Source organism: Paenibacillus wenxiniae, from assembly GCF_039822605.1.
Taxonomy (GTDB): domain Bacteria; phylum Bacillota; class Bacilli; order Paenibacillales; family Paenibacillaceae; genus Saccharibacillus; species Saccharibacillus wenxiniae.
In genome coordinates, this window is record NZ_JBCGUH010000009.1 from 1 (window position 1) to 23588 (window position 23588).

Below are 23588 nucleotides of genomic sequence, written 5' to 3' on the forward strand. Positions count from 1 at the left end.
ATAGGTTGGAGGTGGAAGTGCAGCAATGCATGGAGCTGACCAATACTAATCGGTCGAGGGCTTATCCTACTTCTAAACACGCGGTGATTCGTTTCGGATTCAGTTTTCAGGTGATTAACCTGTATCTGGTATCTTTTATAGAGGCATTCGATGTTCTCGCCGAAGATTCCACGAAGTCAACGCTTCGAAAACCAACGTTTGGTGATGATGGCGGAGGGGTTCCACACGTACCCATCCCGAACACGACCGTTAAGCCCTCCAGCGCCAATGGTACTTGGACCGCAGGGTCCTGGGAGAGTAGGACGTCGCCAAGCGAAATGTAAGACTTTGTTTTACTTAAGGTTTTCAATGAAATACTTGAAAGCTTTACTTTATGCCGGTGTAGCTCAGTTGGTAGAGCAACTGACTTGTAATCAGTAGGTCGGGGGTTCAAATCCTCTCGCCGGCACCATTTTCTTTTAAGAAAATAAAAAGTGTTTGTGGCGGTCGTGGCGAAGGGGTTAACGCATCGGACTGTGACTCCGACATTCGCGGGTTCAATTCCCGTCGATCGCCCTTTATTTTTCTTTTCATACCGTAGGGGGTTAGCCAAGCGGTAAGGCAACGGACTTTGACTCCGTCACGCATAGGTTCAAATCCTATACCCCCTGCCATTTTATTTTTGTGAGCCATTAGCTCAGTTGGTAGAGCACCTGACTTTTAATCAGGGTGTCGAAGGTTCGAGTCCTTCATGGCTCACCATTTATTGTATAGATGGTGAATGTTTTTAATGTGTAATATGCGGTCGTGGCGGAATTGGCAGACGCGCACGGTTCAGGTCCGTGTGGGCTTACCCCCGTGGAGGTTCGAGTCCTCTCGACCGCACCATATTATGCGGACGTGGCTCAGCGGTAGAGCATCGCCTTGCCAAGGCGAGGGTCGCGGGTTCGATTCCCGTCGTCCGCTCCATATAGATTCCAGTAGGTGCCAGAATGGGCATAATAGAAACGGTTTAACGTTTCCTATATTCCCGATCGAAGGCGCTTTTGTTTTGGGTTTAAGGCTTGAATTTGGCTTGTAGGTAGGCGAAATGAGGTTCAATGAACGATATTGAATGTTATCATTGTCGATTGCCGTGTATTCACAAAGCGTTAAACCTTGACCTCCTGATCCGCGAGTGTCGTTCTGTGGTAGAACGTCCGGTTTACGTGACCTGTAGTTACTGAACTGGAGCTTGGGTTCGAATCCCATCACCCGCTTAATAAAAAGAGGCTGTTCTCATGTCGATCATGACATGGAGAGCAGCCTCTTTCTGTATAATTTACCTATTCACAAAAGATAATAGCTACTGAAAAAAGGTAATAGCTACTGGACTGGAGCTTAGATTCGGGTGGATCTAATTTAGCAAAAAGTCTAGTTTAGTAAAAAGGGAAGCAATAGGAGTGAAGCCATAGGATAGCCTAGAGCTTTCAGATACTTCCTGATGGTGTGAATGGTTATTTTGTGGGGTTCCATTGAAGAAGCATACCCATCTGTGTTAAACCTGCGCCAAAGCCGTACAGGAGCAGTGTATTGCCTGCTTGTACTTTTCCGTCTTCTACACCTTGTTGTAGGGCGAGTGGGATCGAAGCAGAGGACGTATTGCCGAACCATTCGGCACTCGTTAATGTACGGGTAAAGGGTATACCGGATTTCTCGCAAATCGAATCGATCATTTTGAGATTCGCGCTGTGCGGAATAAACCAGTCTACTTGCTCGGTTGTCCACTCATTCTGTTCGAGCAATTTGCGCAATCCTTGTGGAACTGTACGGACAGCCCATTTGTACACCTCACGGCCATTTTGATAAATGTTGCCGTTGCCTTCCATTGGCGTCCCATTGATATGTGTGGAAAGGCTGCTGCGATATACATGCTGTCCGCCGCCACCATCGCTATCCATAATAACATCGATAAAGCTTGGCTGATCGGCGTCGTATTCAATCAGGGCGGCACCTGCACCGTCACCAAATAAAATGCATGTGCTGCGGTCGGTATAATCTAATGTTTTGGTCATCGTCTCACTGGCAATGACGAGAATTTTGCGATGCATACCGGATGTAACCAGGCTATTTGCCATATGTAATGCATACACAAAACCAGCGCAGGTTGCGTTCAGGTCAAAGACTCCTGCTTTGGAAATGCCAAAATGAGCTTGAATTTGTGCGGCTACACTGGGAAATACATAGTCGGCTGTCGTAGTCGCTACGATGATCAATTCCACATCGTCAATCGTAACCGAGTGATGTTGGAGCATATGCTGTACAGCTTCTATACCGAGCGAAGAACTAAATTGGTCGGGAGCAGCGACTCTGCGTTCTCGCATACCGGTACGTTGGACAATCCATTCATCCGAAGTGTCGACCATTTGCTCCAGATCAGCATTGGTCAGTCGTTTTTCTGGTACGTATGTTCCAAGAGCAGTAAGACGAGCTTTAGATTGAATCATCCGGGTCACCTCATTTTATAGTTATACAGCGAATAATGATGTAGTGTACATGTACAGCGATAGCAAGCGATTGGAACAATAGACGAACCTGCTTCATTTTATGATAAGTGTACAAATAGGTTAGATGGAAGCATTAATTTAATAGTATACAATAGCAGTGGAATGGTACCGGTCTGATCCGATCTGTATCGTGGTCGTTGATGGCTGTAGAGCAGTGAATGATGGTGCATGTTACTGTTTTAGAAATGAAAAGATTGGGATATTGCATGATAATGCCGTCAGCGCTTATAGTCTATTGCTTGCAAAGAAATGAATAAGTCAAAGAATGAGTTAGTGTTTTATCATAGTGATGATGGATGAGGTAATAACAAAAATAATGACCACAAGATAATGATGAAAAGCAATAACTAGAAAGCAACAACTAAAATAACGACTAAAAACAATAACTAAAAACAATGACTGAAAATAATAAATGAAAATAATGACATAAACAATAGAGTAGGTAGAACCTCTAACTTGTAATCAGTAGGTTGGAGGTTCAACTCGTATTGAAAAGATACAGATCAGTTTACATATACAGCGATTCAAACATAATGATACAGAGTGATTTTTATAATACCTAGTATTAGTATCTGGTACTAATACTAACAAATCGTGAAGTCGAAGTAAATAAAAATTATAATACGTGATCAACTTCAGCTATAACAGCGTTCTACTGGTCTTCTTATAAGATAGCACTGCATTTATTCAAAGAATATAATGCTTGGGCGAATCGTGAGCTGATTGGGTCGTTTACATGCGGCGAGCTAACTGAAGCAACGTGAGCATCGTTATAAGTATATTTGTACAAATACGTATTTATTTAAATGAAAATAACACTATAGCTGAGATGGGGGCTTACAGAGTAGTTTACAGAGTCGTAAGCAAGGGGAGGAAAAGGCACAGCACTGTATTTGGTACGTTTCCAAAAGTCTGTTATGATGTTGGGGGATGAAAGCGGTAGTCGAGATCGGCTATTTATAGAATGGAGGAGAATGAATTGGAAATCAGACAGTTGAAAGCAGAAGAATTTGAACAGCATATGGAGTTGTCGAGTTATGCTTTTCAATATAAGCTCAATGCGGAAGAGATAGAGCAGTCACGACAGTTGTTTAAGCCGGAACGTGTATGGGGAGTTTTTGAAGACGGTGTGCTGCAAGCTCAGCTAAAGCTGATTCCTTTTCAAACGTACATACAGCAACAAAGTATGGAGATGGGCGGTATTGCGGGTGTAGCCACGTGGCCAGAAAATCGTCGTCAGGGGCTGGTGGATCAGCTGCTTCGTCATGCTTTGCAACTGATGAAGCAGCAAGGACAGTCGGTCTCCTTTTTACATCCGTTTTATTTTCCGTTTTATCGTAAATATGGTTGGGAGCTGTATACGGAATATATGCAATACACGATTCCAACTGCATTATTGCCTGCAAAAGTGCAAACGGATGGATATATCAAGCGTGGTGTACGTGATCTGGAATTATTGCACTCGATCTATGGGCAATATGCGAGTCAGTACAACGGCACGCTTGTGCGCGATATCGAAAGGTGGACAAATGCAACGCTTCGCTCGGACGATACGCGTACAGCTGTGTATTATGCAAATGATGGACAGGCGCAAGGGTATATTTTGTATACCGTGCTCGATAAAGAAATGAATATTAGTGAGATTGCCTATACGACCGAGGAAGCACGTCGCGGGTTGTGGACGTACATTTCCAATCATGATTCGATGGTGCAGCATGTGAAGCTAAAAGCGCCACTGGATGACGGTCTTCCGTATTTGTTGCAGGACCCGCGGATTGAGCAGCAGAAGGTCCCTTATTTTATGGCGCGGATTGTCGATGTGAAAGCATTTCTGGAGCAGTATCCATTTGAGCACGGTACTACCGGGCAGCTGACGATTGAAATTAGCGATCGGGTGGCAGAATGGAATGCTGGCGTATGGCAGATCGTATGGGATGCGGACGGACATGCAACGGTGAAGCAGATGGAGTCAGATGAAGATGTGGCGCAATCGGCAAACGATGTTCAAGTGAAGGCAGATATACGGGTATGGACAGCGATGCTGATGGGGTACAAGCGTCCGAGTGAGCTATCTCGTTGGGAGCAGCTAGATGGCGATGAGCAGGCGATTCAATTGCTGGAAAAGCTAATTCCGAGACGTGGAACGCATTTGATGGACTTTTTCTAAGTGAAATATCGAGGTTTACTCAGGTTAAGTATAGCGGGAACGCAATACAAGTTGGAATGGGATATGAACTTGAGCACGGGTTAAACCTGAACATAATCTAAGCTGGAATTTGATGTGAACTGGAATACGATAGGAAAAGGTCTTTTTGCCAGGAGATATATGCTGATGGATGAATAAGAGGTGACTCTTCGGAGCCGATTGTTCATTTTACAGGATGTGTTGGATGGGTAGAAAGGCCTTTTTGATTGTGGGGACGTCTTCGATTTAGGCGTTGGATGATAGAGAAGAGTGGAAGCGTGGGAGATGTTTGTAAGGGGAATGGGTTCTGAGAAAAGAGGGGGAGCAAAGAGAAGTATGTAGGCATGCAAGGGGAACTAGAAGTGAGCAATATTACTGAATCGTCTGCATAATAGGTTGAATTATGGTACATTTATACATGGTATTTTTATAGCAATCAGGTTACCATTTGCGACGAACGACGAACGACGAACGACGAACGACGAACGACGAACGACGAACGACGAACGACGAACGACGAACGACGAACGACGAACGACGAACGACGAACGACGAACGATCAAACACTAAACACGATATTTGAATGCGTGATGGAATGCGCGTTTGTAAACTTGAAAAGAATTATCGATCGATTTTGGCTCACAAACGATAGGGCTAGTATCTAAATCAAGTTAAATAGTAGCTTTGATCATGTGCTGGCATATCTACAATTCAGGATTTGAAGCGAATTTAAAGTTAAAATAAATCGTGGTCAAAGTGTTAAAGGTATTAGTACATTGACCGCGTTAAATACGTAATTTGATAATATACAGCCAAGATGAGTTCATGGCGTGATGTATGCAGGTGCATATTTCATACAATAGAGTAGATTAGACTTTCGATTTAAGCTGGTCAAAGTAGCGGTCTTACAGGTCAATTGATACGCGGGAATGTCCAATTATCATAGTTATAATCATACGCGATCACTTTCGTAGATACACGAATATCGTTCACTGGAATGTATTGAATATTAGATGACGATGAAAAGCAGAACAGCCATTAGAATCCAAACGGAAATAAGAAGGAAACAGGAACCGAGAGAGGACGGCAACATTATGAGTAAAACGCTTGTACTGGCGGAGAAGCCATCTGTCGCAAAAGAGATTGCACGCGTGATGGGAAGCGATCAACAGCATAAAGGATATTTGGAAGGGCCGACTTATATTGTCACATGGGCGCTGGGACATCTAGTTGGACTGGCTGAGCCGGAAGATTATAACAAGCAGTATCAGAAATGGAATTTGGAAGATTTACCGATTTTACCGGATCGGATGCGATTGAAAGTATTACGTGAGAGTTCGCATCAATATAAAATCGTGCAGCATCTGATGAAGCGCAACGATGTAGGCGCTCTTATTGTCGCTACAGATGCAGCGCGTGAAGGTGAATTGCTGGCACGCTGGATTATCAATATGGCGGGCTGGAAAAAGCCATTTCAGCGCTTATGGATTTCCTCGCAGACGGATCGAGCGATTCGAGAAGGGTTTAACAAGCTGCGACCAGGTAAAGAATTTGATCGTTTGTACGAATCGGCACGTTGCCGGGCAGAAGCCGATTGGATGATCGGACTCAATGTGACGCGTGCGTTGACGTGTAAATTCGATGCCCAGCTATCCGCAGGACGTGTGCAGACGCCTACACTGGGTATGATTATGCAACGTGAGCAGGACATTCGCAATTTCCGTTCGCAGGATTATCAGACGTTGCAGATTGATCTGGGTGAATTTCAAGCACAGTGGCGGAGTAAGCAAGGAGACGGTAGATTGTTTGAAGCTGCGCACGTACAACAGCTTCAGCAGAAGCTGGAAGGCAAGGAAGCTCGTATTCGTGAGATTAAAAAGAGTGAGCGACAGGAGCCGCATCCGCTTGCGTATGATCTGACCGAGCTGCAACGTGATGCGAATCGACGCCACGGATTTTCTGCCAAGCATACGTCGAATGTGCTGCAAAAGCTATATGAACAGCACAAGCTCGTAACGTATCCGCGTACAGATTCACGTTATTTATCCGCTGATATGACCGATACGTTCAAAGAGCGTCTGAACAGTGTCGCTGTCGGTCCGTATGCTACACTTGCCCGTCCGTTGCTGCGTGGCAAACTGAATGTCACACGCCGAATCGTCGATGATAGTAAAGTAAGCGATCATCATGCGATTATTCCGACAGAGGAAACGGTGCTTTTGAATCGTCTGACCGCGGATGAGCGCAAGCTATATGATTTGATTGCACGTCGATTTATTAGTTTATTTTATCCGGCTGCGCGTTATGATACGGTGCAGGTGACGGTTGAGGCGGCTGGTGAGACGTTTCATGCAAGTGGTGTGACTGTGAAGGAGCATGGCTGGAAAACAGTCTATGATGAATCATGGCAGGACGATGAGGATGAAGAGACAGAGAACCATTCCCCTGAAATGGAGCGGGAACATGCGACTCAATCGTTGCCAGAGCTAAAGCAGGGTGAGTCACATGGGATTCAACGTACGCTTGTACGTAATGGACGTACTTTACCACCCAAACGTTATACTGAAGCTACACTGTTATCACGGATGGAAAAGCACGGACTCGGCACACCTGCTACACGTGCAGATCTTATCGAAAAACTCGTGTCATCGGATACGATTGAGCGTCAGGGGCATTCGCTTCATCCGACTGGTAAAGGGACACAGCTAATCGAGCTAGCATCGCCCCAGCTGCGTACACCGGAGCTGACTGCGCGCTGGGAAGCAGAATTAGAGCGCATTGCCCGCGGGCAAGGGAAACCGGAAGCATTTTTGCAGGACATTCGTGAAATGGCAGCTTCGCTCGTAAATGCTGTAAAAGCGAGTGAGGTAGAGTATAAGCCGCATAATCTATCGCATAGCCACTGCCCGGACTGTGGTACACGTATGTTGGAGAAAAAGTCCAAGCGTAGCAAATTTCTCGTTTGCCCGGCAGAAAGTTGTGGATATCGACGTTCTACGGAAAAGCAGCTTGCAAATCGTCGTTGTCCGCAATGCCACAAAAAGATGGAGATCAAAGATGGCAAGGCAGGTAAATATGTGCAATGTATTGGCTGCGGAATTACAGAAGTATTGAACAAGGATGGCGGACGTCCAGTGAACAAGCGAGAGCAGCAAAAGCTGGTGAAGCAATTTGAACAAAAAGAGGAATTTGGTTCGAGTCTGGGGGATCTGCTGAAAGCTGCTTTGCAAAATAAATCGGAGTAACTGTAACCGGTGTCTGTATTACCAGTTTATTCTAAATATTGCTTGCTTATACAAGTAGAGACTGAGATTCAGGCAGGGATTACGTCATAAAAGTCGTATATATAGCAGTAGAACATTCAAGTTGTTGAATGGTGCATAACAGGCGAATAGCCGATCACGCGGGCGCTTCACATGGAGCGCCCTTATGGAGGTTAACATGAGCAAGACAATTGCAGATATTGCCCGAATTGCCGGTGTGGCAAAAAGTACGGTATCGCGCTATTTAAACGGAGGATCGGTCAGTGTAGCTACACGCCATAAAATTGAACAGGTGATCAAGGAAACAGGCTATGTGCCCAATACATTTGCCCAGAGCCTGAAAGCCAAAACAGCCAACATTATCGGCACGATCGTTCCGCGGCTGGATTCCTTTGCGACCTCGCATACGTTAATGGGGATTGACGATCAATTGCGCAATCAAGGCTGTCGGATGCTGATCACCAATACAAGTCAGGATATGAATCGGGAAATTGAAGCGATCTATGAGCTAGCTCGGCAGAAAATATCCGGTATTATTTTACTGGCAGCACGTATTACAGACGAACATCTGGAAGCTATTGAGACGACTAATATTCCTGTATTACTTGTCGGGCAGCAACATGAACAGATCCATAGTCTGATCCATAATGATTATGATGCAGGCTACGAGCTAGGTCGCTATGTACTGGATCGAGGGCATCGTCGTCTTGCTTATCTCGGTGTCACCGAGCAAGATATCGCAGTCGGAGTACGACGGAAGCAAGGCTTTACACGAGCGGTGGAGGAAACCGGGGCATGTACAGTTGCTTATTATGAAACAAGCTTTCGAATGTCGGATGCACGCCAGTATGCACTACAGCTCCTGCAACAACCTTTGGATGCAACGATTATCGTCTGTGCGACAGATAATATCGCCCTGGGGGTTATGAAGGCAGCACATGAATTAGGGATTGAAATTCCCGGTCAGTTGTCGATAACTGGATTCGGTGGATACGATGTGACAGAAGTTGTTCATCCTGCATTGACCACGATTCGTTATCCGTATCAGGAAGCGGGTAAAATCGCTGCTCAAGATATCGTGAAGCTGGTGCATCGTCAACATGTGCAGATGGTCACCGTGATGGATTACGAATTATTACAACGAGAAAGCGTTGACAAATGCTAAATTCGGTTTTATAATAACTTTGGAATCGGTTCCAAATCACTGTAACCGGATACAAGATCATAGCTGATCATGTATGGCGACTCGCAGCAATGGAAGCTGTTCTGTATGGTTGGATGAACATCTGGATCAATATAAGCGATTGGATGAATGTAAATAATAATCAACAACTGATCTCCACCAGGAATCAGTTGTTATTTAAACAATTTTGGAACCGGTTCCTTAGAGGCGATGAGAGTAGAATACGAAGTGGTAGTATCAGTATGTGATCACCTTTTGAAATGTATCTTATATCAAAATATCTATATATAATTATTAAAACATCTATACACGATATTACAATCAGGGACACGGATCATCTGATCAAGTTTCAAAAATAGTATCATTTAGCAGGTCGTATACAACGCCTTACATACACTAAATGATATTATTTTTTAAGCGAATTGGAACCGGTTCCGTAAATATGGAGAATAACGATGAAAATGACGAGAGAACAGAAATACCGACGATTGGAAGATGTCGCTCCCCAGGAAATAGAGCAGTTGCTGCATCAAAGTGAATCTTCACCGTGGCGTCAGCAGTATCATATTCAACCTGCGATGGGACTGCTTAATGATCCGAATGGATTTGCTTATTATGATGGCTACTATCATTTGTTTTATCAGTGGTTTCCGCTCGGTACGGATCATGGACTGAAATACTGGTATCATCTAAAATCAACCGATCTGACCAACTGGATCGATTGTGGAATTGGTGTGAAGCCTGGCGATTGGTTTGATTCGCACGGTGCTTACTCCGGTAGTGGCATCACACATGATGGCAAGCTGTACCTGATGTATACGGGCAATACGCGTGATACGCAGTGGCAGCGACATCCTTATCAATGTATGGCCATTATGAATGAGGATGGTGAGATTCATAAGCTGAAGGAGCCGGTCATTGCCAATGTACCAGCAGGGTATACGGATCATTTCCGTGATCCAAAAGTATGGCAGGATGGCGAATGGTTTTACTGTGTGATTGGAGCACAGCGGGATGATCTGACAGGCGCAATCGTGCTATATCGTTCACGTCATATGCTGGAATGGGAACTGCTCGGTGAATTGCAGACCATGCTTCCGCAGTTTGGATACATGTGGGAATGCCCGGATTATTTTGAAATGAACGGGCAGGCGGTGCTGTTGTTCTGTCCCCAGGGAATTGCTTCTGAAGGAGAACAGTATCGCAATATTTATCAATCCGGCTATGTGAGTGGGAAGCCCCTTCAATTGCCACAGCTAGAACTGGAGCATGGTTCATTTCGTGAATTGGATGTTGGATTCGACTTCTATGCTCCGCAAACCGCACTCGGTCCGAATGGCAGACGTATTCTGGTCGGATGGATGGGATTGCCGGATATCGCGTATCCGACAGATGATCAGGGTTGGGCGCATTGCCTAACATTACCGCGTGAGCTAGAACTGCGTAAAGATGGAGTGCTGTTGCAACGACCTGTTCAGGAGCTGGCATTACGACGTGGGGAGAAAGCGGAATTTGCAGGTATCCTCTCAGAAGGTCGTAGCAGTTATGCGGGTATAGACGGAATAGCGTATGAGCTGGATTGCCGGGTGGATCTGACTGCGATGGATACGAATACCACAGCAGCGCAAGCTTTTGGCATGGAGCTGCGTGTTGGAGAGCAGGAGCATACTCTACTTCGCTATGAAGCCAATCGTCAACGTTTAATACTGGATCGTTCGGCATCCGGACAGCCGCTCGCTGAAGATTATGGGACGATACGTAGTTGCGAATTGGAGCGTCCGCTGGAGCGATTACAGATTTTTGTAGATGTGTCGTCGATAGAGATTTTTGCGAATGATGGAGAGGCTGTGTTCACAAGCCGTATTTTCCCGCAGCCTAGCAGTCAGGGGATTGTATTTTTTGCCGAAGCTGGGCAGGTGGGGCTTCATGTTGAAAAATGGAATTACTGCTTTAAATCGCAACAATGAATGTACCTAATAGCAGAGGTGGACATGTGCTGCAATGGCAGATATATAGAAGAGAGGATGAATAAAGATGGCGCAAAATCATGAAATTGCCAATGAAGTGCTGGAGGCGGTTGGAGGACGGGACAATATTGCTTCCTTCGCCCATTGTGCGACCCGACTTCGCATTATGGTAAATGACAAGGAAAAAATCGATCAAAACCGGGTCGAAAACATAGATAAAGTTAAAGGTGCTTTTTTCAACTCCGGACAGTATCAGATCATCTTCGGAACAGGCACGGTGAATCAGATCTATGAGGAAATGGAGAAGATGGGTCTGGACGGCTCCAGCAAAGAGGAAGTGAAAAGCCAGGCGAAGCAGCAAGGAAGCGGCTTCCAGCGTGCGATTCGCACATTTGGCGACGTGTTCGTGCCGATTATTCCAGTGCTGGTTGCGACCGGCTTGTTCATGGGGATGCGTGGCTTGCTCACACAGCCTGAAATTCTAGCGCTGTTCGGAATGACCAAAGAGACGATTTCGCCGAACTTCCTGCTCTATACACAGGTGCTAACAGATACTGCTTTTGCCTTCTTACCAGCCTTAGTAGCATGGTCGGCATTCCGCGTATTTGGCGGCAGTCCGGTACTGGGGATTATTCTTGGTCTGATGCTCGTTAACCCGGCACTGCCGAATGCGTATTCAGTAGCAGATGGTTCCGCGCAAGCACTTCGCTTCTTTGACTTTATTCCGGTCGTTGGTTATCAAGGGTCGGTTATTCCGGCATTCGTTGTCGGCCTGCTTGGTGCGAAGCTGGAACGCTTTTTACGTAAGCGCATTCCGGAAGCGCTTGATTTGATTCTGACCCCATTTCTGACGTTGCTCATTATGATCACACTGGGGCTGTTTGCGATTGGTCCGATCTTCCACTCGCTTGAAGAAGTCGTATTGAATGCAACAACGGCTGTGCTTAATTTACCGTATGGCATTGCCGGTATTGTGATCGGTGGTCTGCATCAGATTGTCGTTGTTACCGGGGTGCATCATATTTTCAACCTGCTGGAAATTCAGCTTTTGGAGCGTACAGGTGCAAATCCATTTAATGCGATTATTACGTGCGCAATGGCTGCGCAGGCAGCCGCTTGTCTTGCAGTAGGTCTGAAAACGAAAGACAAAAAGCTAAAAGCACTGGCACTGCCATCCTCGTTCTCCGCTTTCCTCGGTATTACCGAGCCAGCGATCTTCGGTGTGAATTTGCGCTATATGAAACCGTTTGTGATGGGACTGATCGGTGGAGCAGCAGGTGGTTTCCTTGCTTCCCTGTTCCATCTTGCTGGTACAGGTATGGCGATTACGGTATTGCCGGGCACACTGCTGTATCTGAACTCGCAGTTGCCGATGTACATTTTGTGCAATGGGGTAGCGATTGCGGTTGGATTTGTGCTGACATGGGTATTCGGGTTCAGCGATAAGATGTTGAATGAGATGAAGATTTCAGGGAAATAAGAGCTTGCTGGAAAAGGGTAGTGGATAACGTGTAGTAGTTATCCTACAGCTTTGCTAGAATTAATTAGTAGCAAGTAGCAAGTAGCAAGTAGCAAGTAGCAAAGTGCTGGAAGTGTGCTGTAGCATGTCGGACAGCATGTAAGAAATTCGTAGCGGGGTATGCGCGTATTTTCATAAGAGGCAGTAAAGCCAGCTTTGCACTTGAGTAGGTCCAAGTAGATAGCGATGTAGTAGCATATTGCTAGAGCTATTGCGGTCAAACACGACAAAATCGTAAATGATATAACATCATCTCTATAAAAAGCAGGCAGCCATCGCTCTCACGGTTGCCTGCTTTTTAGTTTTCATTTTGCTATAGTAAGCATACAAACTACGATATAGAAATGCGAATCATCCACCCTGTACATCATAAAATGATAAGCTATGACCTATACAGTGGATGATCCGGCAGGAGCGAATATTCATGACGTTATGGAAACAATTAAAACACACACAACATCTGACGACACAGGAGCGCCATGTCGTCGATTATATTGTAAAACAGCCACAGGTCGTGTTTGATCATAATGCGCAGCAGCTAGCACGTCTGACATTAACGAGTGCATCCACGATTGTGCGCCTATGCAAAAAGCTAGGCTTGAGCGGTTATCCCGATTTTCAATTAAAGCTGGCGTTAGAACTGTCGCCAGAGCAGCGCCAGGCGACGCAATCGTCACACGTACAGGACACAATCGGTGTAGCCCAGCATTTGCAGACGATCACTGATGTGTACGATGAAGCGCTGATTGAGACGCAGCGGATGTGTGTACCAGAAACACTACAGCAAGTGATCCAATGGATTAGCGAAGCAAAGCGGATTGATGTGTATGGCAGTGATAGCAATTATTATACTGCCGAGCTTGCCTGTGCACGTTGGAATGAGATCGGTCTAACCGCGATTGCGCAAAACCATGCCAATCATCATTATTTGTCCAGCCCACATATGGACCGATCCACCCTATCCTTCGTCATCTCGCACACCGGGCGCAATCACAGCATGCTCGATATTGCGCATACGTTGAAAAGTAATAATCGGCGCGTCGTCGCGCTCACCGTGCAAGATTCGCCGTTGTCAGAGTTATGTTATTATACGTTATATACGTATGCACAGCGTCCTGGCATGCTGGGAAAAATGTATGCGATGATGTCGGCGCAGTACGTATTTGATGTGCTGTATGCAGGTACGATAGCAGATAGGACAGATACAGAAGATTAGGAACAGAGGCAAGGAACTAAAGGGAGGGATGACTTCTAGTGTTAGCGATCTTCTAACACGAGGTGCAATGAGAAAGTGATTTTTGCGGAAGCAAAATATGTTACAGCTTCTAGTGTTAGCGATCTTCTAACACGGGGTGCAATGAGAAAGTGATTTTTGCGAAGCAAAATATGTTACAGCTTCTAGTGTTAGCGATCTTCTAACACGGGGTGCAATGAGAAAGTGATTTTTGCGGAAGCAAAATATGTTACAGTCTCTAGTGTTAGCAATCTTCTAACACGAGGTGCAATGAGAAAGTGATTTTTGCGAAGCAAAATATGTTACAGCTTCTAGTGTTAGCGATCTTCTAACACGAGGTGCAATGAAAAAGTGATTTTTGCGAAGCAAAATATGTTACAGCTTCTAGTGTTAGCGATCTTCTAACACGGGGTGGAATGAGAAAGTGATTTTGCGGAAGCCAAATATCACACTGCCTTTGAGCACGGGAATCTACAATGACTTGCTACTCCGTAGATTCCTGTACGAGACTGGAGTTTGTCCCCTTATTGCTTGCTAGAATCGTTTATGCCCAGCAAAACAGTTTGCGTACACGCACTAGTATGAATGAAACAATCGATCAAGCCGCATTTTTTGTTTTGCATTATGACAACACTGTTTGATCCAGCCTGCTATTCAATATTAATGCTGGCTTGACATCGCATCCGCTGTAAACACAATACCTGCATCGTATCGTGCCCTATCAAGCGTTTGCATCACCTCATAGCTATAATGAAGCAACTGATAACACTCGTCGTAATCGCCATCACGATACATGTTCACAAAGTCGACCAGTTCATAATAGAGCGTGTTGTCGGTAGTGTGTGCATTGTATTGCTCGGTTGTATCCCCGATATGCAAATGGATCGAACGACAGCCATTAGCGCCATTTTCCACATGAATAAATCCCTTTTCCCCTTGAATAAGTACAAAGTTCATACCCGTCGTATCTTTGCTGCCTACAGCGGTTGCGATAAAGCCATCATATTGCATGACCAGCACGCCTGACGTATCGATGCCATTATCATGCTTATTCGCTGTATAGCTGAGCTGCTGCGGCCTGCCGAACAGATTCATAATAAAATGCAGATTATACACATTAATATCCATCAGCGCACCGCCGGAAAAATGCGGATTGAACACATTGGGTGTCTCTCCAGCGAGTAACCGGTCATATTGGCGTGAATATTGACTGTAATTACACTGCACGATACGTAGCTGACCGAGGCGATGGATTTGCTCTTTCAGCCAGCGGTAATTGGGCAGATGGATATTCGTAATCGCTTCAAATAGGAATAGATGCTGCCCTTTGGCGAGTTGAATCAGCTGCTGCAATTCATGGGCATTGGATGTGAATGGCTTTTCGCAAATGACGTGCTTGCCATGCTGTAATGCTCGCTTTGCGTACTCAAAATGAAGACTGTTTGGTGAGGCGATATACACACAGTCCACATCATCGCTGGAGAGCATGTCCTCCAGATTAGTGTACAGATGAGCAATATTGTATTGCTGTGTGAACAGGCGTGCATTCGTTTCTTTGCGTGAATAGATGGCAGTACAAGTAGCCTGTTCTACTTGCGACAGAGCAGCGAGAAAAGCTTCGGTAATGCTACCTGTACTGATTATGCCGATTTTCATCATAGACGTTGTACGGTTCATTGCATAATCTCCTTTAGCATATAGACGAATAAAATATAACCATCTCGTAATGATAGCATCGGAAGATGAGATCAAATAGAGAATGAATGTCGATTGGTAGCTGTTTGCACCATTTAGCATATGATCGAACAAATGGTGAAATTCAATTTTAAAAAAGGAAGTAAATGGAAAGCGTAAAAAGAAATAATTTTATATTACATATCCATTGACGAAAATAGTTTTCTTAATATATGTTTAAAAGAAAATATTTTCAGGTGGTGAGCGTAGATGAAAACGTTTTTCGAAAAGGCACAGCGATTTGGCAAATCATTTATGTTACCGATTGCTGTATTGCCAGCGGCAGGGTTGCTGCTCGGTATTGGTGGCGCATTATCCAATCCGAATACGGTCAGTACGTATCCGCTGCTGCAAATCGAATGGCTACAGCATATTTTCAAAGTGATGAGCAGTGCGGGCAGTATCGCTTTTGACAATCTGGCGTTGATCTTTGCGATTGGTGTGGCGGTAGGGCTGGCACGTTCGGACAAAGGAACAGCCGGGCTGGCAGCAGCGCTCGCATATCTTGTCATGAATGCCTCGATCAACGCGATGCTTATCAATGCGGGCCAGCTGGCTGAAGAGAATCCAGCAGCAGCCGGGCAGGGAATGATTCTCGGCATTCCGTCTCTGCAAACTGGTGTGCTCGGCGGGATCATAATCGGTCTCGTCACGGCAGCGCTGCATAATCGCTATAACAAAATTGAATTGCCGCAGTTTCTCGGCTTTTTCGGAGGATCGCGTTTTATTCCGATCATCTCATCGTTTGCAGCCATCTTCGTCGGTTTGCTGCTATTCCTGATCTGGCCAACGATTCAGCTGGGCATTATGAAGCTGGGTAATATTGTCGATGCGACCGGGTATGTTGGGACATTGTTTTATGGATTTTTCCTGCGGATGCTTGGGCCGCTGGGACTGCATCATATTTTTTATTTACCATTCTGGCAAACCGGACTTGGCGGAACGTTGGAAGTATCTGGTAAGATATATGAAGGTACACAAAATATTTTCTTTGCTCAGCTAGGTGATCCGAGTACATCCAAATTTTTTATCGGCACATCGCGGTTTATGTCCGGACGTTTCATTACGATGATGTTCGGACTGCTTGGAGCGGCGCTGGCGATTTATCACACAGCACGACCGGAACGGAAAAAGATAGTTGGTGGGCTGATGCTGTCTGCGGCCTTAACGTCATTTCTGACAGGGATTACCGAGCCGCTGGAGTTCTCGTTCCTGTTTGTAGCACCTGTGCTGTATGTCATTCATGCGGCATTTGACGGATTGGCATTTATGCTGGCGCATATGTTCCAGATTACGATTGGACAGACTTTTTCCGGCGGACTGATTGACTTTATTCTGTTCGGTATTTTACAGGGCAATGCCAAAACGAACTGGGTAGTCGTTCCGATTATCGGGGTAGTGTGGTTCTGCCTGTACTATTTCACCTTCCGTTTCCTGATCGTGAAGTTCAACTTCAAAACGCCGGGGCGTGAGGATGATGGAGCTATCGCACCAGAGGGTACAGCAAGTACAGCAGATCGTGTGGCTGGAGCAATAAACCATGCACAGGATGGCGATAGGGCAGCAGCGCCGTCGATGTCCGCATCTGCATCTCACGCATCATCTGCGCAATCATCACGCTCCGAAACTATTGTGCATGCGCTGGGTGGAGTAAGCAATATTAAAGACCTGGATTGCTGCGCCACCAGACTACGGGTATCGGTGTATGATCCGGGTCAGGTGAATAAGGAGGCTTTTCCAGCGACCGGTGCGAAAGGTGTGCTCGTGAATGGAAATGGAGTGCAGGTCATCTATGGCCCGCAGGTGAGCGTGATTAAAAACGAAATCGAAGAGTATATGGAAGGTGAGTGATTGACGTATGGAGCTAGATTCCCTCGGATTACAACACAAACTGATCGTATCCTGTCAGGCACTTCCGGACGAACCATTGCATAGTTCATGGATCATGGGGAAAATGGCTCTGGCTGCTAAGCAAGGCGGTGCGGCAGGAATTCGTGCCAATTCGGTAGCGGATATTGTGGAAATTCGCAAAGAAGTGGATCTACCGGTCATCGGTATTATTAAACGGAATTATGGCGAGCATCCGGTGTTTATTACACCGACATTGCGGGAGATAGAGGAGCTGGCAACGACAGGTTGCGAGATCGTCGCGCTGGATGCAACGAGCCGTCCACGCCCGGATGGAATGGAACTGACAGAGCTGGTGCAGCAGATTCGCCTGAACTATCCGCAATTGCTGCTGATGGCGGATGTATCAACGGTGGAAGAAGGGATCGAGGCGCAGCGGCTCGGCTTTGATCTGGTGTCGGCGACATTAGTCGGGTATACGGCGTACACGCAGGGACAGAAGGTGTATGCGGATGATTTTGCGATTTTAAAAGAAATGGTGCGGCAGATTCGTACACCACTCGTAGCAGAGGGTAATATTCTTACGCCAGAAATGGCGGCGCGTTGTCTGGAGCTAGGTGTGTACAGTGTAGTAGTCGGTGGAGCGATTACACGACCGCAGCAGATTACGGGAAGGTTTGTGGAGCAGATGAATGAGGTACAGCCGGCTTCGGTGACAGAGGAGTAAAAAGGAAGACTCTCTAGTTGTTTTTTTAACTAGAAAGTCTTCCTTTTCATCTAAATGTATTTAAAAGAGATTATTATCTAAGTGATAATTTTTAATTATTTTTAATAATGTATCTTGATTAGAAACAAAATACAATTCGCCATCTTGTATTGTTAATTTCGGAAAGCCACCATCATGATAATGTAATACTTTATGATGGAATGGACACACAACTATAGCATTTTTATAGGTATCTAACTCGTCGTCAAATCCTAAATTGGATTCCTTAGTAATATTATTTAAAGCAATAATATGGTGAACTTCTACATAGTAGCTTCCGTCTTCTTTTTGAATAATAGGAATAACTGAGTCTTTAGTACAAAGCTGGCATTCATAATTGTATAGTTGTTTAAGTTTGCTTACTAAAGATTGATTCCTATTAATTTTTTCATCAATAGTTAAACTGAATTCTAAGCGTCCTTGTATTTTTTCTATTTCTTTGAGCTTACTTTTTATATCTGACATATCTGTAGAATCTTGAGTATTTGAGCTTTTCAAAAAACCACTTTGTTTGTTATATATCCTTTCAAAACCCAATTCTCTTATAAAGTTATCTAATGAAATATCTCTTCTTTTTGAGAAAGAATATAGTTTTTGATATAGTAAACTATCGCTTTTAATAATTACTTTATTTGAACTTTCCTCTATGAGGTATTCTTTTAATTCGTTTATATACTTTTGGATTTTAAAATCATAATTTGAATTGAGTCTACTTTCTATTTTTATATACCCTAAAAATTCAAATAATTCTTCTAGAATCATATTTGCTCTGGAAGCTCTATTAGTGAAGTTATGATAGTGTGGAGAATTAACAGGAAAGAAAACAAGATTATCTTCAATTATATATGTCTTGATGATCTCAACTAGTTCTTGGTCAGTTATAGTTCGATGATCACAATAACCATCTTTATAACCATGAATTTTACAGTACTCATCTAAAGTTAAATTCCGCTTTCTACAGTAAGTAGAAACTTGTTGAACAAAGTTTTTATCAATTCTTGCTTTTTCTAAACCGAGAACTGATACAGGAGTCATATATTCTTTAAATTTAAAGTCTTTTTCTCTAAAAGTATCTAAGTTATTGTTAGAAAATTTTGATATAAGTTGTTCGTTTAGATCAAATATAACTTTAACACCATTAGAAGTAACCAATATTATACAAGGAGTCATATAATTTGTTTTTATTGAAACAATTAATTCTTCTTCTTCATAATTAATTACTTGTTGCTCAATCATGTTTTCTAAAATATCTTCCTCTGAGTCATTCAAATTTTCAGCTACCCAGCTTGTGGTTTGCACTTTTCTTTGTAATTTATCATTTATAGCTTGTCTAGTAATTTTAAACCAATTTGCCATTTCTTGCTGAGTAACGCCAAAATCGTTTATTAATTTAATAGCAGTTGAATAATCAAATTTAGATCCAATTGTTCTTGTTTTCTTTTTATATATAAATCCGTTGGTTTCCAAGAAATACGTCAAATCAATAGAATTTTCTCGAGTATATCTGGATATTATTTGATATAAAGAACTATTATGCGAAGCAAAGTTTTCAATGATTTTATTGGGATATTGATTACTCAATTTTTGGAGAATATATTTTTTCATTGCATTTGCCTCCTATCGATTTTTAATAATTATCGGTAGGAAATAGAGAAAACGTTTACACTGATTATATTTGCTTAATCAATGTAAACGTTCTATTGAAAGTTATCTCATTCCTGCTCCGTCCGATACAACGCATCCAGCGTCTGCTGCCGCGCCATTTGCATTTGCTCATCCTCTAATAGCAACATCGAGATCATATCCAGTACATAAATAATCGCGAGCTGGCTATTCACAAACTGCACATCGCCCACTCGTTGTAAGCCTGGCGTGAACAGGCATAGATCGGTCGTTTCTGTAAAAGGGGTATGGTCAAAGTTCGTAATTCCGATAATATAAGCTCCGCGGCTGCGCGCGGTTGCCAGTGCGGTTGTGACTTCATCGGTATGACCGGAATTGGACAGTCCGATCACCACATCATGTGCATCGGTCAGGGCGGCATTCATCAGCATCATATGCGAGTCGCTGACGGCATCAATCGTCATATTCATGCGCATCAGTCGGTACTTGAATTCCAGCGCGGACAGACCGGAGCTACCGATGCCGTACACATAGACACGGCGTGCGTCTGTAATTTTGCGGACGACCTGCTGGACGAGTTCAGGCTGAATCATCTCGGCCGTAGCGCTAATCATTTCATTGTAAATATGCTGGGTTTGAGCGAAGACGTTCATATCGTCGCGCGGTTGAGCCACTTCGCGGTTCAGGTTAATTTTGAAATCGACAAAGCTGGAAAAGCCGACCTTCCGGCAAAAGCGTGTAATCGTCGACATCGATGCCTGCGTTAAAGCAGACAGATCGCGAATATTAATATTGTGAATGGAACCTCGGTTACGTATCACATAGTCAGCGATCTCCTTTTCTTTGGCGGACAGCTGCCGATATTTTAACTGTAGCTCGTCTAGCACACTGAGAGCCATCGTATTTCCTCCTTTTCCTTCTTATGTATGTATCATTATACGAATTAGGAATGAACGCAAGGAACCATGAAAATCATGGATCATGCCATTTTTTTCTGCCGCTAATCGTCCTACAATAAGAATGTAAGCGTTATAGTAGAAAGCGGACAGCACAGCACTGTTAGTATTGTAGCAGATATGGAGCATCGATATGGGTTTATTCAATGTCGTAGCTGGCGGATGCTTGTTGCGCAATACGGTATCGATCGTTGCGTGTATAGACGTCATCCAATGCTTGCTGTACCGGTCATGATTTGGGAGGAAGAGAAAGATGCCAATTTTATTTGATCAACAACAACAGCTTTTCCATTTGCAAACGAATGCGACGAGCTATGTGATTCAACTTGTTCATGACCGTCATCCTGCACATTTATACTGGGGTCCACGTCTGCGCCAGCCTTCGGTTAGCAGTTTGCTGTACCAGATCGAGCGTTGTTCGTTCAGCCCTAACTATCATGCAGAAGATCGGACATTTGCTTTTGATACATTGCCGCAAGAATATCCAGGTTATGGACGCGGAGACTACCGCGAGCCTGCCTTTGAAATTGCGCTGAATAACGGATCAACTGTCAGTGATCTGCATTATGTGAGTCACCGGATTACGACAGGTAAACCGAAGCTGGAAGGTCTTCCTGCGACGTATGTAGAGCAGGAAGCTGAAGCGGATACACTGGAAATTGTACTGAAGGATGAGTTGACTGGTATCGAAGCGGTTATGCAGTATTCGGTCTTTAACGAGCTGAATGCGATTACACGTTCGGTGCGTATAACGAATCAAGGTACAGCGTCGGTATCGATTGAGCGTGCACTGAGCAGCAGTGTGGATTTTAACGGTGATCAATTCGAGATGCTGCATCTGTCCGGTGCCTGGGTGCGCGAGCGTCATATGCATTATCGCAAGCTGGCGCCGGGTTTACAGCGCGTCGAAAGCAAGCGCGGTTCCAGCAGTCACCAGCACAATCCATTTATCGCACTGCTTGAAAAGGGCGCGAATGAAGAGCATGGTGGGGTATACGGCATGAGTCTGGTGTACAGCGGCAATTTTGTCGCTCAGGTCGAAGTAGAACAATTCGGTACGACTCGTATGCAGATCGGGATGTCTCCATTTGACTTCAACTGGAAGCTGGAGCCAGGTGCAGCGTTCCAGACACCGGAAGCGGTACTCGTATATTCCAATCACGGACTGGGCGAATTGTCTCGCACGTATCATCGTCTGTATCGCACCCGTCTGAGCCGTGGTGAGCATCGCGATCAAGTACGTCCGATTTTGATCAATAACTGGGAAGCGACGTATTTTGATTTTGACGCGCCGAAGATCAAAAGCATCGCTGCTGCGGGTAAGGAACTCGGTATCGAGCTGTTCGTACTGGATGATGGCTGGTTCGGTCATCGGGATAATGATCGTTCCTCGCTCGGAGACTGGGTAGAAGATCGTCGTAAGCTGCCGGAAGGACTGGGCAAGCTGGCACAGGATATCGTGGATACAGGCATGCAGTTTGGACTATGGTTCGAGCCGGAAATGATCTCGCCGGATAGCGATCTATATCGCGCCCATCCCGACTGGTGTTTGCATGTGCCGGATCGTAGCCGCACGATGGGACGTGAGCAGCTGATTCTCGATCTGTCACGCGCCGATGTGTGCGATTATATTGTGGATTCGGTGAGCCAGGTGCTATCTTCTGCGCCGATCACCTATGTAAAATGGGATATGAATCGTAATATGACGGAGATCGGTTCAGCACTGCTGCCTGCGGATCGTCAGCGCGAAACGGCGCATCGTTATATGCTCGGTCTGTACCATGTATTGGAGCGCATCACGACGGCATTCCCGCATGTGCTGTTTGAAAGTTGCTCTGGTGGTGGCGGACGCTTTGATCCAGGTATGCTCTATTATATGCCGCAAACATGGACAAGCGATGATACCGATGCAATGGAGCGTTTGAAAATCCAATACGGTACGAGTGTGGTGTACCCAGCAAGTGCAATGGGTTCACACGTATCGGCTGTGCCGAATCATCAGGTGGGACGTGTGACGTCGATTGCGACACGCGGTCATGTAGCGATGTCTGGTAATTTTGGCTACGAACTGGATTTGACCCGTTTAACCGACGAGGAAAAGCAGGAAGTTCGCGAGCAGGTAAACCAGTATAAAGAGCTGCGTAAGTTAATCCAGTTTGGCGATTTCTACCGTTTGCTCAGTCCATTTGAAGGGGATCAGACGGCATGGATGTTTGTGTCTGGTGATCGTAGCGAAGCTTTTGCTGGCTATTTCAAAGTGCTGGCTGAGCCGAATCCGCCACTACGTAGATTGAAGCTGCAAGGACTGGAGCCAGAGCGTCAATATCGGATGAGTATTAATGGTGTTGCCGAAGGGTTGTATTATGGCGACGAGCTGATGTATCATGGCATCGTCTTGCCAGAGCGCTATGGCGATTTCCAGAGTACGCTGTTTTCGTTTCGTGCCGAGTAACCGAGTCGATCTAAAGCATAGCTCTATTGCTTTCATATGATGAGGTTACTTAAAGAAATGAATGATGATATTAAGGGGTGTACTTTAAGAAATGAATGATGATAGGGAACACTGACCCATATAAACGATATCATTACAAATGAGAACAAACATTTACAATCAACCAAAACAATAACCAGACCTACGAAGAGAACGTCAGTATGACGTTCTCTTTGTTTGTTCCGAGCAACATGGCAAGGTATACTGTTCATAGTTCTTTGGCTTGGACTTACCCGAAGATGGTTGTAAGCTCTAGCATTCGCTATTAAGAACGAGTATAGGAGCTGGAATGAG

At 44.9% G+C, this 23588-nt stretch carries 13 protein-coding genes, 7 tRNA genes and 1 rRNA gene; 17 read left to right on the plus strand and 4 right to left on the minus strand.

The window, feature by feature from the left end:
* The first annotated feature begins 197 nt into the window (after positions 1-197).
* The 8 genes from rrf (at position 198) to AAHF22_RS16215 (ending at position 1238) form a co-directional block, all read left to right on the plus strand.
* Positions 198-314, plus strand: a 5S ribosomal RNA gene (gene rrf, locus AAHF22_RS16180).
* Positions 315-375: 61 nt separating this feature from the next.
* Positions 376-451 (plus strand) — tRNA-Thr (locus tag AAHF22_RS16185).
* 31 nt (positions 452-482) lie between these two features.
* Positions 483-555 (plus strand) — tRNA-His (locus AAHF22_RS16190).
* 23 nt (positions 556-578) lie between these two features.
* Positions 579-653: transfer RNA gene (locus AAHF22_RS16195), tRNA-Gln, on the plus strand.
* 12 nt (positions 654-665) lie between these two features.
* Positions 666-741: transfer RNA gene (locus tag AAHF22_RS16200), tRNA-Lys, on the plus strand.
* Between the two features lie 39 nt (positions 742-780).
* A tRNA-Leu gene (locus tag AAHF22_RS16205) sits at positions 781-867 on the plus strand.
* Positions 868-873: 6 nt separating this feature from the next.
* Positions 874-948, plus strand: a tRNA-Gly gene (locus tag AAHF22_RS16210).
* Between the two features lie 204 nt (positions 949-1152).
* A tRNA-OTHER gene (locus AAHF22_RS16215) sits at positions 1153-1238 on the plus strand.
* A gap of 237 nt (positions 1239-1475) precedes the next feature.
* Here the strand turns inward: AAHF22_RS16215 and AAHF22_RS16220 are convergent.
* Positions 1476-2465, minus strand: coding sequence for a ketoacyl-ACP synthase III (locus AAHF22_RS16220; RefSeq protein WP_347326070.1), 990 nt, complete (start codon positions 2463-2465; stop codon positions 1476-1478).
* 1039 nt (positions 2466-3504) lie between these two features.
* Here AAHF22_RS16220 and AAHF22_RS16225 point away from each other — a divergent pair.
* From AAHF22_RS16225 to AAHF22_RS16250, 6 genes are all read left to right on the plus strand, one after another.
* On the plus strand, positions 3505-4692 hold the full coding sequence (locus tag AAHF22_RS16225; RefSeq protein ID WP_347326071.1) for a GNAT family N-acetyltransferase: 1188 nt from the start codon (positions 3505-3507) through the stop codon (positions 4690-4692).
* Positions 4693-5804: 1112 nt separating this feature from the next.
* Entirely contained in the window at positions 5805-7955 is a 2151-nt protein-coding gene (locus AAHF22_RS16230; protein ID WP_347326072.1) for a DNA topoisomerase 3, read from the plus strand.
* Positions 7956-8151: 196 nt separating this feature from the next.
* Positions 8152-9138 (plus strand): LacI family DNA-binding transcriptional regulator, encoded by a 987-nt coding sequence (locus AAHF22_RS16235; RefSeq protein ID WP_347326073.1) that lies wholly within the window; start codon positions 8152-8154, stop codon positions 9136-9138.
* 473 nt (positions 9139-9611) lie between these two features.
* A complete protein-coding gene (locus AAHF22_RS16240) occupies positions 9612-11123 on the plus strand; it encodes a glycoside hydrolase family 32 protein (RefSeq protein WP_347326074.1) in 1512 nt (503 codons plus the stop codon).
* A gap of 67 nt (positions 11124-11190) precedes the next feature.
* A complete protein-coding gene (locus AAHF22_RS16245; protein WP_347326075.1) occupies positions 11191-12603 on the plus strand; it encodes a sucrose-specific PTS transporter subunit IIBC in 1413 nt (470 codons plus the stop codon).
* 463 nt (positions 12604-13066) lie between these two features.
* Complete coding sequence (locus tag AAHF22_RS16250) at positions 13067-13858, plus strand: MurR/RpiR family transcriptional regulator (protein WP_347326076.1); 792 nt, start codon at positions 13067-13069, stop codon at positions 13856-13858.
* Positions 13859-14536: 678 nt separating this feature from the next.
* Here the strand turns inward: AAHF22_RS16250 and AAHF22_RS16255 are convergent.
* Complete coding sequence (locus AAHF22_RS16255) at positions 14537-15532, minus strand: Gfo/Idh/MocA family protein (RefSeq protein ID WP_347326205.1); 996 nt, start codon at positions 15530-15532, stop codon at positions 14537-14539.
* A 288-nt stretch (positions 15533-15820) separates the two neighbouring features.
* Here AAHF22_RS16255 and AAHF22_RS16260 point away from each other — a divergent pair, with 288 nt between their 5' ends.
* Positions 15821-17461 carry a maltose/glucose-specific PTS transporter subunit IIC gene (locus AAHF22_RS16260; protein WP_347326077.1) on the plus strand — a complete coding sequence of 547 codons (1641 nt, stop codon included), beginning with the start codon at positions 15821-15823 and terminating at the stop codon, positions 17459-17461.
* 7 nt (positions 17462-17468) lie between these two features.
* Entirely contained in the window at positions 17469-18185 is a 717-nt protein-coding gene (locus AAHF22_RS16265) for an N-acetylmannosamine-6-phosphate 2-epimerase (RefSeq protein WP_347326078.1), read from the plus strand.
* A 60-nt stretch (positions 18186-18245) separates the two neighbouring features.
* Here the strand turns inward: AAHF22_RS16265 and AAHF22_RS16270 are convergent, their stop codons facing one another.
* Together AAHF22_RS16270 and AAHF22_RS16275 are read right to left on the minus strand one after the other, a co-directional pair.
* A complete protein-coding gene (locus AAHF22_RS16270) occupies positions 18246-19829 on the minus strand; it encodes an HNH endonuclease (RefSeq protein ID WP_347326079.1) in 1584 nt (527 codons plus the stop codon).
* 107 nt (positions 19830-19936) lie between these two features.
* On the minus strand, positions 19937-20746 hold the full coding sequence (locus AAHF22_RS16275) for a MurR/RpiR family transcriptional regulator (RefSeq protein ID WP_347326080.1): 810 nt from the start codon (positions 20744-20746) through the stop codon (positions 19937-19939).
* Positions 20747-21056: 310 nt separating this feature from the next.
* Here AAHF22_RS16275 and AAHF22_RS16280 point away from each other — a divergent pair, with 310 nt between their 5' ends.
* Positions 21057-23255 carry an alpha-galactosidase gene (locus AAHF22_RS16280; RefSeq protein WP_347326081.1) on the plus strand — a complete coding sequence of 733 codons (2199 nt, stop codon included), beginning with the start codon at positions 21057-21059 and terminating at the stop codon, positions 23253-23255.
* The last annotated feature ends 333 nt before the right edge of the window (positions 23256-23588 follow it).